A 14,880-nucleotide genomic window follows, 5' to 3' on the forward strand; every position below is an offset into this window, starting at 1 on the left:
TCCGGTCCGGCCGCTTATGGGCTAGGTTGGCGGCCATGATTTCCGCCCACGACCTCTCTCCGGCGCAGCTTGCCGCCCTCCTCGCCTTCCACGGCGATGCGGGCGTCGAATGGCTGCTGGAAGAGGAGCCGGTCGACCGTTTCGCCGAATTCGAGGCGATGAAGGCAGCGCGCGGCAGTGGCCGCGCGACAGCAACCAGCAACCGGGCGGACGCATCCGCCTCGCAACCGGCTGCGCGCCAGACCGCGGCCGCTGCTCCCACCCCTTCCCGCGCACCTGCCCCAGTCGCGAACGCCCCTGCGGTCGCCATCCCCGATGCGCAGGCGATCGAAGAGGCGCGCTTTGCCGCCGAATCGGCACGGTCGCTTGCCGAGCTCCGCGTTGCGATGGAAGGTTTTGCCGGCTGCAATCTCAGGAACAGCGCCCGCAATCTGGTCTTTGCCGAAGGCGATGCGGCAAGCGGCATCATGATCGTCGGCCCGATGCCCTATGCCGACGACGATCGCGACGGCCAGCCCTTTGCCGGCCGCCTCGGCGAGATGCTGACCCGGATGATCGCCGGCATCGGCCTTACGCGCGAAGGCGTGCTGCTCAGCAACGTCGTGCCCTGGCGCCCGCCGGGCAACCGCGTACCGACGGCGCGCGAGGCTGACATCTGCCGCCCCTTCATCGAACGCCAGATCGCACTGGCAGAGCCCAAGCATCTGCTGCTGCTCGGCAATTTCACCGCCCGTTTCTTCTTCGGCGGCAACGACACGATCCACCAGCTTCGCGGCGAATGGCGCGAGCTTGCGATCGGCGGCATCAACGTGCCGACCCTTGCCACCCTGCATCCGCAAGACCTGGTGACCGCGCCGATCAACAAGCGCTTCGTCTGGCAGGACCTGCTTGCCTTCAAGGCCCGCATTCACGGCTGATCCCGAGGAAAGCGCCCTGCCCGGATGGTGCTCTCGCCCGCCTGCCCGTTTCATGAACAAAGTATGAAGAAAGCCATGCGGCCTGCGCATATCAGCGGCGCATTTTGACGCATTGCAAAATGGTATGTTGCAGCGCAATATACTGGCACGGGAGGAATGGGATTTAAGGAATTGAACCATGACTGCCCGCTTTCGTCCGATCCACAGCAGCTTTGAGACGCTCCGCCACACCGGCGCTGCTTACCGGACGCCGTTCAACCGCTTTGGCACGGCAGCCAACGAGCAGATGACCGCGATCGGCCTCGCCCGGACCACCCGTCCGGCGCAGATTTTCGCCGACTTCATCCAGCGCTGATCCCCACGCGATACGCGGCCTTGCGTATCGCGTGACACGTCGTTTGACCCGGCACGAAGAAAGGAACGAACCCATGACCAAGCCAATCGCCAGCCTCAAGGTCCTGCTCGATTCGATCTACGACATCGGTACGGCCGTGCGCGCCTCGCGCGAATACACCGTTCTCAGCACCAAGCAGGATGCACGCCGCGCCCATCGCATGGCCGTAAGCCCGCTGCTGCCGAACTGATCGCTGCCCGAAGACCAACACACCGCCTTTTTGCCATCGCCTGTCGCAATCGACAGGGCGTAGAAAACTGGATAGAGCCACACTCGTCCCGACTAAGGAGTGTCAGGCTCATCCGGTCCCGCCAGACCGTTCCTCGCTCCATCTGCGTTTGCTTGTCATCGGACAAATGACGAAGCGCCACGTTTCCAGGAGCGCCGATGCTGGCCAGCCTCGCTTCCGTCTTCAGCCTGATGGTGTCGACCCTGCTCATGATGGTCGGCTTCGGCCTGCAGAGCTATGTTATCCCCGTGCGCTCCGTCGCGGAGAACTGGTCGACGCTGACGGTCTCGGTGATTGCCACCGGCTATACGGTCGGCTTCACGATCTCCTGCGTCGTCACGCCGAAATTCGTGCTGCGAGTCGGCCACGTGCGCGTCTTCACCGCGCTGATCACCCTGCTCTCCATCGCGATCCTGCTCTGCGGCCTCATCGTCGACTGGCGCGCCTGGATCGTGTTCCGCGCCATCGCCGGATTTGCCATCTCCGGCAGCTATCTCGTCATCGAAAGCTGGCTCAACGAGCGCGTCACCAATGAAAACCGCGGCCTGCTCTTTTCGCTCTACCTGATCACGACGATGGTCGGCACGATCGGCGGACAATACATGGTGCCACTCGGCGATCCGACCAACACGTCGCTGTTCATGCTCTGCAGCGTGCTCTTCTCGCTGGCGCTGCTGCCGACGGCGCTCTCCTCATCCCCCATGCCGGCGCCGCCGGCCCAGGCGAAGTTCGATATCCCCGCCCTCTTTCGCCGCTCGCCGGTTGCCGTGGTCGGCGGTTTTCTTGCCGGCGCGCTGTCGGGCGCCTGGCTGAACCTTGGCGGCGTCTTCACCCAGAAGATCGGACTTTCGACGGCGGAAGGCGCCACACTGCTCGCCTCGCTATTGACGGGTAGCGCCCTCTCGCAGATCCCCATCGGGCGTCTTTCCGACAAGATCGACCGGCGCATCGTCATGGTCGGCTGCGGCAGCGTCGGCGTTATCTCGTGCCTGGTGATGTCGGCATCGATCGGCAGCCAGCCCGCTGTTCTCTACATCATCGCCGCCTTCGTCGGATCGGTGCTCTTCCCGATCTACGCGCTGAACGTCGCGCATGCCAACGACCTTGCCAAGCCCAACGAATATGTCGAGACGTCCTCGGGCCTGATGATCACCTACGGGCTCGGCACGATTTCCGGCCCGCTCATGGTCGGTCCGGTCATGGACCGTTTCGGCCCGGCGGCGCTGTTTCTCGTCCTTGCCGTCTACTTCGCGCTCTATGGCGGCTATGCCGCCTGGCGCATTCTGCGGCGCGAGCAGCACAAGGGGCTCGTCGTCAAGACCGACTTCCAGGCGACGAGCGTCATGCCGACACCCGGCCCCGATGTGACGAGCCCGGCTGCCCTGCAGGCGGCACAGGAACCGCTGATCGACGACGACACGGTCCCGGCCTGGGAAAACCCGCGGCCATAGGCCGTGGCTCAGCCCTGCGGCGTCACATGCTTGCGGGCGCCCCGGCGCTCGAGGCCGAGCCGGTGCTCGCGAAAGATGATGAAGATGCCGGCGCCGACGACGATGGCTGTGCCGACAAGCATGGTGGCCGTCGGTACATCGTCGAACAGGAAGTATCCGATGATCAGGCCGAGCACGATCGAGGTGTATTCGAACGGTGCGATCGTCGACATGTCGGCATGGCGATAGCTCTCGGTCAGAAGGATCTGGGCGACACCGCCGCAGAAACCGGCAAACATCAAGAGCAGGAAGGCTTCGCGCGAAATCGACGGCCAGCCGAAAGGCAAGGTCGCGAGAGAGAAGACCGAAGCCGACAGCGAAAAATAGAGCACGATCGTGTGGGTACGCTCATTCTTGACGAGCTTTCGCACCAGCACCATCGCAACGGCGCCGAGCGCCGCCGAGACCAGCACCGCGGCCGCCCCCATGGCCTCGAACGAACCGAAGCCCCCCTCTTCGAACAGCGTCAGCCGCGGCCAGGTGATGATCATCACCCCGACCAGCCCGATGACGACCGCCGACCATCGATAAAGCCGGACGGATTCGCCGAGAAAGATTGCGGCGAAGGCGACCGCGATCAGCGGCATGGCATAGCCGATGGCGATGGCTTCAGGCAGCGGCAGGTGCACAAGACCGTAGAAGCCGAAGCTCATTGCGAGAATGCCGATGAAGCCGCGAGCGATATGGCCAGTGATGTCCTTGGTCTTGAAAGCGTCGCGCAACTGTCCGCGAAGAGCGAGATAACCGAGGATCGGCACCATGGCGAAGGCCGAGCGGTAGAAGGTGATCTGGCCGGTGGCGATCTCGTTTCCGGCCGCCTTGATCAGCGTCGACATGCAAACGAAAATGACGACGGAAAGGACCTTGAGCAGGATCCCCTTCATCGGGCTTTCGACTTCCGCATTCATTGAGGGCACTTTTCGAACAGCCTTGACCGGCAATCAGCAGGCACGCGGGCTGGTTTGGAGATTTTTCAGCGGAGAGAACCGCTGCAGGACCCCATCACCTTAGCGACGCTTCGCAGGAAAGTCGGATCAAACTTCGTGATGAATGACGTTTTTTCTTGATCGATTAACCTTCGACAGTAGGGCGGCCGGCTTTTCTTTAGCCGCCCCGAAAAAAACCTTTCCAATTCATGTCTTGTTAGTCCCACTTCGGTACACATCGGTCCGATAAGGGAGCGGGAAGATTAACGGACGCCATGTCTTTTCTGCCGGAAGTGCGGTCGCCGGCATCACAATCGTGTGGCACAGCCCAGCTTTTCGCCCCTTGGCCTTTTCACCATCACAGGCGCCCTCTACAAATTCTCCAGTAGAACGGTGCAAGCGGGACTGACCATGCGGACAAATACTGGCCAGATCATTCATCTGGAAGACTACCGGCCGACCGACTTCGTTCTGGAGAGAGTGGATCTGACCTTCGAGCTAGACCCGAAGGAGACCAAGGTCGAGGCCCGGCTGATCTTCCATCGCCGCGAAGGTGTCGACAGTGCCGCGCCGCTCGTGCTTGATGGCGACGAGTTGACCATGACCGGCCTGCTGCTCGACCAGGAAGAGCTTGCGACGTCGCTCTACGATCTCGCCGACGATACGCTGACGATCCGCGGCCTGCCCGAAACCGCCCCGTTCGAAATCACCATCACCACGCTGCTTTCGCCCGAGACCAATACGCAGCTCATGGGGCTTTACCGTACCAACGGCGTCTACAGCACCCAGTGCGAAGCCGAAGGCTTCCGCCGCATTACCTATTTCCCCGATCGTCCCGATGTGCTCGCCGTCTACACGGTCAACATCATCGCCGACAAGGCGTCCTCTCCCCTCCTGCTTTCGAACGGCAACTATCTCGGCGGCGCCGACATGGGCGACGGCCGTCACTTCGCCGCCTGGTTCGATCCGCATCCGAAGCCGAGCTATCTCTTTGCGCTGGTCGCCGGCGACCTCGGCGTGGTCGAGGATACCTTCACGACCATGTCCGGCCGCGACGTCGCGCTGAAGATCTATGTCGAACACGGTAAGGAGCCCCGCGCCTCCTACGCCATGGATGCGCTCAAGCGCTCGATGAAGTGGGACGAAGAGGCCTTCGGTCGCGAATACGACCTCGACATCTTCATGATCGTCGCCGTCTCCGACTTCAACATGGGCGCCATGGAGAACAAGGGCCTCAACGTCTTCAACGACAAATACGTGCTTGCGGACCCGGAAACGGCGACCGATGCGGACTACGCCAATATCGAGGCGATCATCGCGCACGAATATTTCCACAACTGGACCGGCAACCGCATCACCTGCCGCGACTGGTTCCAGCTCTGCCTGAAGGAAGGCCTGACGGTCTATCGTGACCACGAATTCTCCGCCGACATGCGCTCGCGCGCAGTCAAGCGCATTGCCGAAGTGCGTCATCTGAAGTCGGAGCAGTTCCCCGAGGATGCCGGTCCCCTTGCCCACCCGGTGCGTCCGACGAAATACCGCGAAATCAACAACTTCTACACGACGACGGTCTATGAAAAGGGGTCGGAAGTCACCCGCATGATTGCGACCATCCTCGGCCGCGATCTGTTCAAGAAGGGCATGGATCTCTATTTCGACCGGCACGACGGCCAGGCGGTGACGATCGAGGATTTTGTCGCCTGCTTCGAGGCGGCAAGCGGTCGGGATCTGCGCCAGTTCGCCCTCTGGTATCACCAGGCCGGAACGCCGCTGGTCACCGCTTCGGGCGCCTATGACGCCGCCAAGCAGACCTTTACCCTGTCGCTCGAACAGACCGTGCCGCCGACGCCCGGACAGAGCGCCAAGGAAGCGATGCACATTCCGCTGAAGATGGGTCTGCTGCTCGAAGACGGCAGCGAAGCGGCCCTTACCGCCGTTTCCGGCGCCGACATGACCGACGATGTCCTGCATCTGACGGAGTGCAAGCAGACGGTCGTCTTCTCGGGCATCCCCTCGCGCCCGGTTCCGTCGTTCAACCGCAGCTTCTCCGCGCCGATCAACCTGCATATCGAGCAGAGCGCCGACGACCTCGCGCTGATCGCGCACCACGAAAGCGACCTCTTCGCCCGCTGGCAGGCGCTCAACGCCATCGCGCTTGGCAATCTCGTCGAGGCGACGGCGAATGTCCGCGCCGGCAAGCCAGTCACCGCGGACAAGGCGCTGATCGACGGCCTGATCCGGGCCGCGGCCGACGACAGCCTCGAGCCGGCCTTCCGTTCGCAGGCGCTGGCACTGCCGAGCGAATCCGATATCGCCCGCGAGATCGGCACCAACAACGATCCGGACGCAATCCACGCGGCTCGCCAGCAGATCCTGACGGCTGTTGCCGTCGCCGGGCGCGACACCTTCCTCAAGCTCGCCGACGAGCTCGTCTCCGGCGGCGAGTTCAGCCCGGATGCGGCAAGCGCCGGCAGGCGGGCACTGCGCAACAGCGCGCTCACCTACCTCGTTCAGGCCGACGACGGCCCTGAGCGTGCGGCGAAGGCCTTTGCGGCGGCCAACAACATGACCGACCTCAGCCATGCGCTGGCGTTGCTCGCGCACCGCTTCCCGGATTCGGCCGAGGCGGCAGAGGCGCTTGCAACATTCCGCACCCGTTTCGCCGACAACGCGCTCGTCATCGACAAGTGGTTCGCCGTGCAGGCGACGATCCCGGGCGCTGGAACGCTCGATCGCATCAAGGCGCTGATGGACGAGCCTCTGTTCAACGGCAACAATCCGAACCGCGTGCGCTCGCTGGTAGGCACCTACGCCTTTGCCAACCCGACCGGCTTCAACCGCGCCGACGGCGAGGGCTACCGCTTCCTCGCGCGCCAGATCCTCGACATCGACCCGCGCAATCCGCAGCTTGCGGCCCGCATCCTGACCTCCATGCGCTCCTGGCGTTCGCTGGAGGACAAGCGTGCCGGGCATGCCCGCAAGGCGCTGAAGGAGATCGCCGGCGCACCGAAACTTTCGGCCGATGTCGGCGACATCGTCGAGCGCATGCTCAAGGCCTGAGCATCGCCAAAGCCTGATTTTCCTGGGGCCGGGCCGCTACTGCATGTCTCCTTAAATCGACCTCGATTTAAGGGAAAAGACATGCAGCAAATCAAAGTGTTACAGCGGCCTTTGCGCGTCTGACTAAGACGCGCGGCGCTGTAGCGCGACCCGGCCTATTATTTTCCAACGATAAGAAATGGTTAACAAATCTTTACCAGCGCCTCTGGACAAGGCGAATCGCCCTGTGATTCATTGAGTCAGATTCGGGCGAGCGGCGCGCCGAATCATCAGAGGGTTTAGAGCATTGGGAAAGATGGCGGACGCGCGACCAGCGAGCGCAGCCGACGGGCGGTTGCGACTCAAGCTTCCAGGCGTCACCGGCCTGGAGCAGGAGTTTATCTCGCAGGCGAAGATCTTTGCCGGGCCGGCTTCGCGCCGCCTGGCAAACGCGGAGCCCGTTCTCAAGCGCTCCATCCCAATCCTGATCATTGCGTTCCTGATTATCGTGGCGGTTTCGCGCATGTCCAGCATCATGGACGAGCACGCCCGCATGGAGGAAAGCTCGCGCCAGACCGTCGGCCTTGCGGCGGCGATCGCCGTTGCCGCCTTCCAGACGGACGGCGTCGCGCTGTTCGATGAGGGCCGGCGCGCCGAGGCGGAGCAACGCTTCAGCCAGTTTCTGCCGACCGGCATGCTCGATCCCGGCACGTTCATCCTCGCGGTGCGCAAGGACGGGCGGATCTTCGCAAGCACCGAAGGCGGTGGCCCGCTCATCGGTCGCACGCTCGCCGCGGCCGCGCCCGACATCGCGACGCTGCAATATTTCGGCGAGCATTCGAGCATCATGAAAACGGCGATCGCCGGCGCCGACCACATCGTGGCGTTGGCGCAGCTGCCCGATGCGGCCGGCGTCGTGCTGGCCGCAACGCCGGTCACCCAGCTCGAGACGACCTGGCGAGACGAGGTTTCGCTGAACGTCACGCTGTTTGCCGGCATCTCGGCCATCCTCTTGATGGTGCTCTACGCCTATTACATCCAGGCAAAACGCGCCCGCGATGCCGATTCGGTCTTTGCCGAATCGAACCTGCGGGTCGAGACGGCGCTCTCGCGCGGCCGCTGCGGCCTCTGGGATTTCGATCTCGCCAACCGTCGGCTGTTCTGGTCGCGCTCGATGTACGAAATGCTCGGCATGCCAGGCGAAAGCAGCGTGCTCTCCTTCGGCGACGCCGCACGTCTGATGCACCCTGACGATCACGGCATCTACAGCGTCGCCCGCACGATCGCCCGCGGCGACGCGCGCCAGATCGACCAGGTGTTCCGCATGCGCCATGCGGACGGTCACTACGTGTGGCTGCGCGCCCGCGCCGAGATTATCCGCACCGCCTCGGGCCGGGCGCATCTGATCGGCATCGCCATGGACGTGACCGAACAGCACCGGCTTGCCCAGCGCTACGCCGAGGCCGACCAGCGGCTTGCCGACGCCATCGAATGTACCTCCGAGGCCTTCGTGCTCTGGGACAAGCACGACCGCCTCGTGATGTGCAACACCCACTTCCAGGAGGCCTACAAGCTTCCCGATCATGTGCTGGTTCCCGGCACCGAACGCATCGCCGTGCATACGGCGGCAGCGCGGCCAGTGGTCGAGCGGCGGATCGCCGACCCGGATCACAGCAACCAGTCGCAGACGAGCGAAGTCCAGCTTGCGGACGAGCGCTGGCTGCAGATCAACGAGCGGCGCACGCGCGACGGCGGCCTTGTTTCCGTCGGCACCGACATCACGCTCCTGAAGCGCCACCAGGTGCGCCTGCGCGAATCCGAACGGCGGCTGATGGCCACCATCGGCGACCTCTCGGCCTCGCGCATGACGCTGGAGCGGCAGAAGACAGAGCTTTCGATCGCCAATTCCAACTACCAGGTCGAAAAGGACCGCGCGGAAGCGGCCAACCGCGCCAAGTCCGAGTTCCTCGCGAACATGTCGCATGAGCTGCGCACGCCGCTCAACGCCATCCTCGGCTTCTCGGAGATCCTGCAGAACCAGATGTTCGGGCCGCTCGGCTCGGAGAAGTACAACGAGTATTCGCGCGACATCCATGAGAGCGGCAAGCATCTCTTGAACGTCATCAACGACATCCTCGACATGTCGAAGATCGAGGCAGGGCACATGCGCATCAGCCGCGAGACGATCGATCTCGCGCCCCTCATCGAGGAAACGCTGCGCTTTACGACGATACCGGCCGAGCAGAAGAACATTCACGTGGTGCAGCAGATCTCGTCGGGCCTGACCATGGTCGCCGATCGGCGGGCCATGAAGCAGGTGCTGCTCAACCTCCTGTCCAATGCGGTCAAGTTCACCAATGAGGGCGGGCGGATTTCGCTTCGGGCACGCAAGGTGACGGGCGCGGTGACACTCACCATCGCCGATTCCGGCATCGGCATTCCGCGCGACGCGCTTCAGAAGATCGGCCAGCCCTTCGAACAGGTGCAGAGCCAGTACGCCAAGAGCAAGGGCGGATCCGGCCTGGGGCTCGCGATCTCGCGTTCGCTCACCCGCCTACACGGCGGCAGCATGAGAATACACTCGACCGAGAATGTCGGGACCATCATTTCGGTCAGGATCCCGGACCGCACCTGAGGTAGGTCTCAATCAGCGCGCGGACGTCCGCGCGCCTTCCGCATTCCGCGCGGCCCCATTCACCCCGAAACGACGGATTGGAAGACGCGCCGCACGGACTTGGAAAGCCTGCGGACGTCTCCCTCCAAGGTTTTAAGGTCCGGATAGTCCCCTGCCCGGCAGACGAGATCGATCAGGCCCGCCGGCGCTTCCTTCGGCTCGAACTCGCCCTCGATGCAAAGCCGCACAATCTGGGACAGTTCGGTGAAAAGATGCAGCGCCTCCAGCGCCACATCGAGATCGTTCGGGTTCATCAACGCGTCACCAAGCAGCTTCAACGCGTCGGCGGTATTGGTGCCCGATGTCAGCGGCTGAACGCCCTTGGCCGGGGCCACGAGCGCCAGATACTGGGTAATGAACTCGATATCGACGAGACCGCCCGGGATCAGCTTGAAGTCCCAGATATCGCTCGGCGGTTTCTCGCTATCGATCATCTCGCGCATGGAGATCACGTCGGCGCTAACCTTGGTAACATCGCGCTTGCGCCCGAGGATCTCGGCGAAGATCCCGTTGGCCTCGGCCATCAGCCGGTCGTCGCCGCAGATGCAGCGCGCCCGGGTCAAAGCCAGATGCTCCCAGGTCCAGGCTTCTTCGCGCTGGTACTTGGCAAAGGCGTTGATCCGGGTTGCAACCGGGCCCTTGTTGCCCGAGGGACGAAGCCGCATGTCGACCTCGTAGAGAATGCCTTCCGCCGTCGGCGCGGAAAGTGCGGCGATCAGGCGCTGCGTCACCCGCGTGAAATAACGCGTCGGATCAAGCGGCTTGGCGCCGTCGGATTCCGTTGCCGTCTCGTCGTAGTCGTAGAGCAGGATCAGGTCGACGTCCGAGCCCGCGGTCAGCTCGTGGCTGCCGAGCTTGCCCATGCCGACGACGGCGATACGGCCACCGGGGAAATCGCCATGAACGGAGCGGACTTCATCCTCGACCGCCTTCACCGCCGCAGCGATGATGAGGTCGGCAAGATCGGTAAAGGCACGGCCGGCTTGCGCGCCGGAGATTGCGCCGGTCAAAAGCCGGATGCCGATCAGGAAGCGCTGCTCGGCGGCGATGATCCTGAGGCGATCGAGCACCTCCTCATAGTGCCTTGCGCCGCCGACGAAATTGGCGATGCGTGGCGCCAGATACTCCCGCGTCGGCAGTTCGGCGAGCAGGCCGGGATCGAGCATGCCATCGAAGACATGAGGGCGCGCGGCGATGATTTCCGCAAGCCTTGGCGCCGACGACATGACATTGACGATCAGCGACAGGAGGCCCGGATTGTTGCCGAGCAGCGAGAAGAGCTGAATACCCGCCGGCAGGCCGGAGATGAAGTTGTCGAACCGCAGCAGCGCTTCGTCGGCCCGGCGGCTTTCGCCGAAGACCCGCAGCAGCTCCGGCGTCAACTCGGTCAGACGCTCGCGCGCCTCCACCGACTGCGTCGCGCGGTAGCGGCCATAGTGCCAGGTGCGGATCGTGTGGGAGATATCCGACGGCCGCTGGAAGCCGAGCTTCTTCAGCGTCTCCAGCGTGTCCGGGTCGTCGCGCTGGCCGGTGAATACGAGGTTTCCGGTCTCGGTCGAGAGCTTGGCTTCCTGTTCGAAGAGCTGGGCATAGCGGCGCTCGACGGTCTTGAGCACGCGCGACAGGGCCTTGGAAAAGGCGGCCGTATCCTCGAAGCCGAGCATATAGGCGATGCGCTTCAGCTCCGCTTCGGTCTCGGGCAGGACATGGGTCTGCTCGTCGCGCACCATCTGGATCCGGTGCTCGACATCGCGCAGGAACCAATAGGCCTCGACGAGTTCGTCGGCCGTCTCCTCGTCGATCCAGCCGGCCTTGACGAGCGCCCGCAGCATCGGCTCGGTTGCGCGCTGGCGCAGGTCCGGCATGCGGCCACCGGCAATCAGTTGCTGGGTCTGGACGAAGAACTCGATCTCGCGGATACCGCCGCGGCCGAGCTTGATGTTGTGGCCTTTGACCGCGATCTCGCCGTGTCCCTTGTGGGCATGGATCTGCCGCTTGATCGAATGAATGTCGGCGATCGCCGCATAGTCGAGATATTTGCGGAAGACGAAGGGGACCAGGTCCTTGAGGAAGTGCTCGCCGGCCTCGATGTCGCCGGCGACGGGCCGCGCCTTGATGAAGGCGGCGCGCTCCCAGTTCTGCCCCCTGCTTTCGTAATAGAGCATCGCCGCTTCGACCGGGATCGCCAGCGGCGTCGAACCTGGGTCCGGGCGCAGGCGCAGGTCGGTGCGGAAGACGTACCCGTCGCCGCTACGCTCCTGCAGGATGCGGATCAAGCGGCGCAGCAACCGACCGAAAGTTTCCGAGGCATCGTCGCGGTCCACGATGATGCCGGACTGCGGATCGTAGAAGACGACGAGGTCGATATCCGAGGAATAGTTGAGCTCGAAGGCGCCGAGCTTGCCCATGCCGAGCACGACGACACCGGAACCGGCGCTGGGGTTTGCGACATCCTTGACCTTCAGCTTGCCGCTCTCGTGCGCGCTCAAGAGCAGGTGGTCGATCGTCGCGGAGACGGCCGCACCGGCGAATTCGCTGAGCCAGCGGGTGGTTTCGCGCCCGTCGAAATGGCGGGAGAGATCGGCGAGAGCAACCGCGAAGGCGAGCTCACGCTTGGCGCGTCTCAGCCGCGCCATGATCTCGGTATCCGGCAATGCCGCGCCGCCCTCGTTCGGCTTCCAGGCATCGCGGGCGCGGCGTACGCGCTCGCTCAGGAAAGCCGTGAGTTCGGTCGACAGAAGTTCTTCGAGAATAGCCGGTCGGCTGTCGCCGGTATCGCGCAGGAATGGGGAAAGGGCAAAGGCCGAGACGATGAAAGTCTTGAACGGCGTGTCGGACGCAAGCAGGCTTGCGACCTTTTCGTGGCCCTTGGCCATATCCTTCAAGACCGAAAGCGCTGTTTTGGCATCGGCTTGTGTCGCCGCACGGATCGGTGTCGTCTCGACCGCCCAGCACTTCTGCACCTGTTCCTGCATGCCGTCTCCCTTTCGCCGGAGCCGACGCGCGCAACGGCCGCGCGCTGCCTCACTCCGCCTCGTTCTCCCAGAACCGGTCTATCAGGTTGCCGCCACCGGGAAAACCATCTGAACCGTCAGACCCTTGCCGCCTTCGGCGGACGGAACCGTGTCGGCGAGATGCAACGCGCCATGGTGCATTTCCATGACTGCCTCGACCAGCGACAGGCCAAGGCCGGTGCCTGGCTTGGACCGGCTCTCGTCCAGGCGTACGAAGCGCTTGATCACCTCGTCGCGCATCGCCGCAGGTATGCCCGAACCGTGATCGGCAACCGACAGCAACACACTCCCCTCGCGCTTTTCCAGCGAGACCTTGATCAGGGGGTTCTCGGCGCCATCGGCATACTTGATGGCGTTGTCGATGAGGTTGCCGAGGGCCTGGCCGATCAGTTCGCGGTTGCCAGAAATAACCAGTTCCGGGGCGACGTCGGCTTCGAGTTTCAGGCCGCCATCTTCGGCCACCGGTTCGTAGAGCTCGACGCAATCGGCGACGATCTGCGAAAGGTCGATGTCGCTCATCTCGGCGGCAGACGAGCCGGCCTCGACGCGCGAGATCATCAGAAGCGCGTTGAAGGTGCGGATCAGTTGATCGGATTCGCCGATGATCTCCTCCAGCGCGCCGCGCTGGCTCGTGCCCTTGCGGGCAAGGGCCGCTTCCGCCTTGTTGCGCAGCCGCGTCAGCGGCGTCTTCAGATCGTGGGCGATGTTGTCGGAGACCTGTCGCAGCCCTTCGTTCAGTTTCTCGATGCGGCTGAGCATGGCGTTCAGCGATTCCGACAGCCGGTCGAACTCGTCGCCCGAACCGCTCATCGGCAGACGCTGCGACAGATCGCCGGCCATGATCTTGGTGCTCGCCTCCGACATGCGGTCGATGCGCTTCAGGGCGTTGCGACCAATGCCGAACCAGATAACGAGCGCGCCGAGCCCCATGACGCCGAGCGCCACCATCAGCGCCTGGCGCACGAGCGCGCGAAACTTCTGTGGCTCCTGCAGGTCGCGGCCGACGAGAATGCGCAGGCCATTGTCGAGCACCAGCACATGGGCAAGCGCCACATGGGTGTCCTTCTTGCTCTCGTCCGTATAGCGCTGATAGGCGAAAGGACGCTCGGTCCAGCCTTCGCTGTCGAGCAGGCCCGGCTCCAGGCTCGCGACGTTGCCGGCGAGGATTTCGCCGCTCGGTCCCGCGATCACGTAGAGATTGGCGCCCGGCTGACGTGCCCGCCGCTCAAGCGAGCGCAACAGGCCGTTCATGCCTGCGCGGCTATAGACCTGCTCGATCTGCGCCACCTCGGCGGTGACCGCATCACGGGTCTGCTGCTGCAGCAGCCGCTCAGACATGCCGGTGACGTAGATGACGAGAAAGGCAGCACAGAGCGAAAAGAGGATGAGGTAGAGGGCGGAAAGCCGGACCGCGGTCGTTCTGAAGAGAACGCGAAGCTTGCTCATGCGGGCGCCCGGTCATCCTTGATCATGTAGCCGGCGCCGCGCACCGTGCGCAGCAGCGGCACATCGAAGTCCTTCTCGATCTTCGAGCGCAGCCGCGAGACATGCACGTCGATGACGTTGGTCTGCGGGTCGAAGTGGTAGTCCCAGACGTTTTCCAGCAGCATCGTGCGGGTGACGACCTGGCCGGCGTTCTTCATGAGATATTCGAGCAGGCGGAATTCGCGCGGCTGCAGGGGAATTTCCTTTCCCTGCCGGCGCACGGAATGCGACAGGCGGTCGAGTTCCAGATCGCCGACGCGGTAAACCATGTCCTGATCCGGCGTGCCCTTGCGGCGGCCGAGCACCTCGACGCGAGCGAGCAGCTCATTGAAGGCATAGGGCTTCGGCAGATAATCGTCGCCGCCTGCGCGCAGACCCGTTACCCGGTCGTCCACCTGGCCGAGCGCCGACAGGATCAGCACCGGCGTGTGGATGTCCTTGCGGCGAAGCTCGGTGATGACAGAGAGACCGTCTCGACGCGGCAGCATGCGGTCCACCACGAGAACGTCGTAATTGTTCTCGCTGGCCATGAACAGGCCGCTCTCGCCATCGCTGGCGTGATCGGACACGATGCCCGCCTCGCGGAAGGCTTTCGCCAGGTAGGCTGCCGCCTCGAGATCGTCTTCAATGATGAGAATCTTCATACGCGCGACCATAGTCCCGGACCCCTGTCTGTCTCAACCGGTTTCGACTTTCGACAACCGGGTTGGCG

At 63.7% G+C, this 14,880-nt stretch carries 10 protein-coding genes; 6 read left to right on the plus strand and 4 right to left on the minus strand.

All coding sequences use genetic code 11. From position 1 onward, the window contains the following. Positions 1–35: 35 nt before the first annotated feature. From JVX98_RS16785 to JVX98_RS16800, 4 genes are all read left to right on the plus strand, one after another. Positions 36–917 (plus strand): uracil-DNA glycosylase family protein, encoded by an 882-nt coding sequence (locus JVX98_RS16785; protein WP_205239239.1) that lies wholly within the window; start codon positions 36–38, stop codon positions 915–917. Between the two features lie 178 nt (positions 918–1,095). Continuing rightward, positions 1,096–1,272, plus strand: a complete 177-nt coding sequence (locus tag JVX98_RS16790; RefSeq protein ID WP_089043882.1) for a hypothetical protein — start codon at positions 1,096–1,098, stop codon at positions 1,270–1,272. A 73-nt stretch (positions 1,273–1,345) separates the two neighbouring features. Further along, the gene (locus tag JVX98_RS16795) at positions 1,346–1,501 is read left to right on the plus strand and encodes a hypothetical protein (protein ID WP_192447443.1); all 156 of its coding nucleotides are present in this window, start codon (positions 1,346–1,348) and stop codon (positions 1,499–1,501) included. Positions 1,502–1,698: 197 nt separating this feature from the next. Then, positions 1,699–2,991 (plus strand): MFS transporter, encoded by a 1,293-nt coding sequence (locus JVX98_RS16800; RefSeq protein WP_205239240.1) that lies wholly within the window; start codon positions 1,699–1,701, stop codon positions 2,989–2,991. Between the two features lie 8 nt (positions 2,992–2,999). Here JVX98_RS16800 and JVX98_RS16805 read toward each other — a convergent pair whose 3' ends face one another. After that, positions 3,000–3,938: a DMT family transporter gene (locus tag JVX98_RS16805; RefSeq protein ID WP_205239241.1), complete on the minus strand. Its 939-nt coding sequence runs from the start codon at positions 3,936–3,938 to the stop codon at positions 3,000–3,002. 429 nt (positions 3,939–4,367) lie between these two features. Here JVX98_RS16805 and pepN point away from each other — a divergent pair, with 429 nt between their 5' ends. Beyond that, a complete protein-coding gene (pepN, locus tag JVX98_RS16810) occupies positions 4,368–7,016 on the plus strand; it encodes an aminopeptidase N (RefSeq protein WP_205239242.1) in 2,649 nt (882 codons plus the stop codon). A 286-nt stretch (positions 7,017–7,302) separates the two neighbouring features. Beyond that, entirely contained in the window at positions 7,303–9,630 is a 2,328-nt protein-coding gene (locus JVX98_RS16815; protein WP_192447446.1) for a PAS domain-containing sensor histidine kinase, read from the plus strand. Positions 9,631–9,689: 59 nt separating this feature from the next. On the opposite strand, the gene JVX98_RS16820 is transcribed toward JVX98_RS16815, so the two are convergent. From JVX98_RS16820 to JVX98_RS16830, 3 genes are all read right to left on the minus strand, one after another. Beyond that, positions 9,690–12,644, minus strand: coding sequence for a bifunctional [glutamine synthetase] adenylyltransferase/[glutamine synthetase]-adenylyl-L-tyrosine phosphorylase (locus JVX98_RS16820; protein ID WP_205239243.1), 2,955 nt, complete (start codon positions 12,642–12,644; stop codon positions 9,690–9,692). A gap of 81 nt (positions 12,645–12,725) precedes the next feature. Continuing rightward, positions 12,726–14,129, minus strand: a complete 1,404-nt coding sequence (locus tag JVX98_RS16825; protein WP_192447448.1) for a HAMP domain-containing sensor histidine kinase — start codon at positions 14,127–14,129, stop codon at positions 12,726–12,728. Further along, on the minus strand, positions 14,126–14,824 hold the full coding sequence (locus JVX98_RS16830) for a response regulator transcription factor (protein ID WP_043625726.1): 699 nt from the start codon (positions 14,822–14,824) through the stop codon (positions 14,126–14,128). Before JVX98_RS16830 ends, JVX98_RS16825 begins: the two co-directional genes overlap by 4 nt. Positions 14,825–14,880 lie beyond the last annotated feature (56 nt).

The sequence above is a fragment of the Ensifer sp. PDNC004 genome (assembly GCF_016919405.1).
Classification (GTDB): Bacteria; Pseudomonadota; Alphaproteobacteria; order Rhizobiales; family Rhizobiaceae; genus Ensifer.

Excerpts from the sequence above, each read along its gene's own strand:
- JVX98_RS16785 (WP_205239239.1), top strand. The coding sequence starts at position 36 with ATGATTTCCGCCCACGACCTCTCTCCGGCGCAGCTTGCCGCCCTCCTC.
- JVX98_RS16790 (WP_089043882.1), top strand. The coding sequence starts at position 1,096 with ATGACTGCCCGCTTTCGTCCGATCCACAGCAGCTTTGAGACGCTCCGC.
- JVX98_RS16795 (WP_192447443.1), top strand. The coding sequence starts at position 1,346 with ATGACCAAGCCAATCGCCAGCCTCAAGGTCCTGCTCGATTCGATCTAC.
- JVX98_RS16800 (WP_205239240.1), top strand. The coding sequence starts at position 1,699 with ATGCTGGCCAGCCTCGCTTCCGTCTTCAGCCTGATGGTGTCGACCCTG.
- JVX98_RS16805 (WP_205239241.1), bottom strand. The coding sequence starts at position 3,938 with ATGAATGCGGAAGTCGAAAGCCCGATGAAGGGGATCCTGCTCAAGGTC.
- pepN (WP_205239242.1), top strand. The coding sequence starts at position 4,368 with ATGCGGACAAATACTGGCCAGATCATTCATCTGGAAGACTACCGGCCG.
- JVX98_RS16820 (WP_205239243.1), bottom strand. The coding sequence starts at position 12,644 with ATGCAGGAACAGGTGCAGAAGTGCTGGGCGGTCGAGACGACACCGATC.
- JVX98_RS16825 (WP_192447448.1), bottom strand. The coding sequence starts at position 14,129 with ATGAGCAAGCTTCGCGTTCTCTTCAGAACGACCGCGGTCCGGCTTTCC.
- JVX98_RS16830 (WP_043625726.1), bottom strand. The coding sequence starts at position 14,824 with ATGGTCGCGCGTATGAAGATTCTCATCATTGAAGACGATCTCGAGGCG.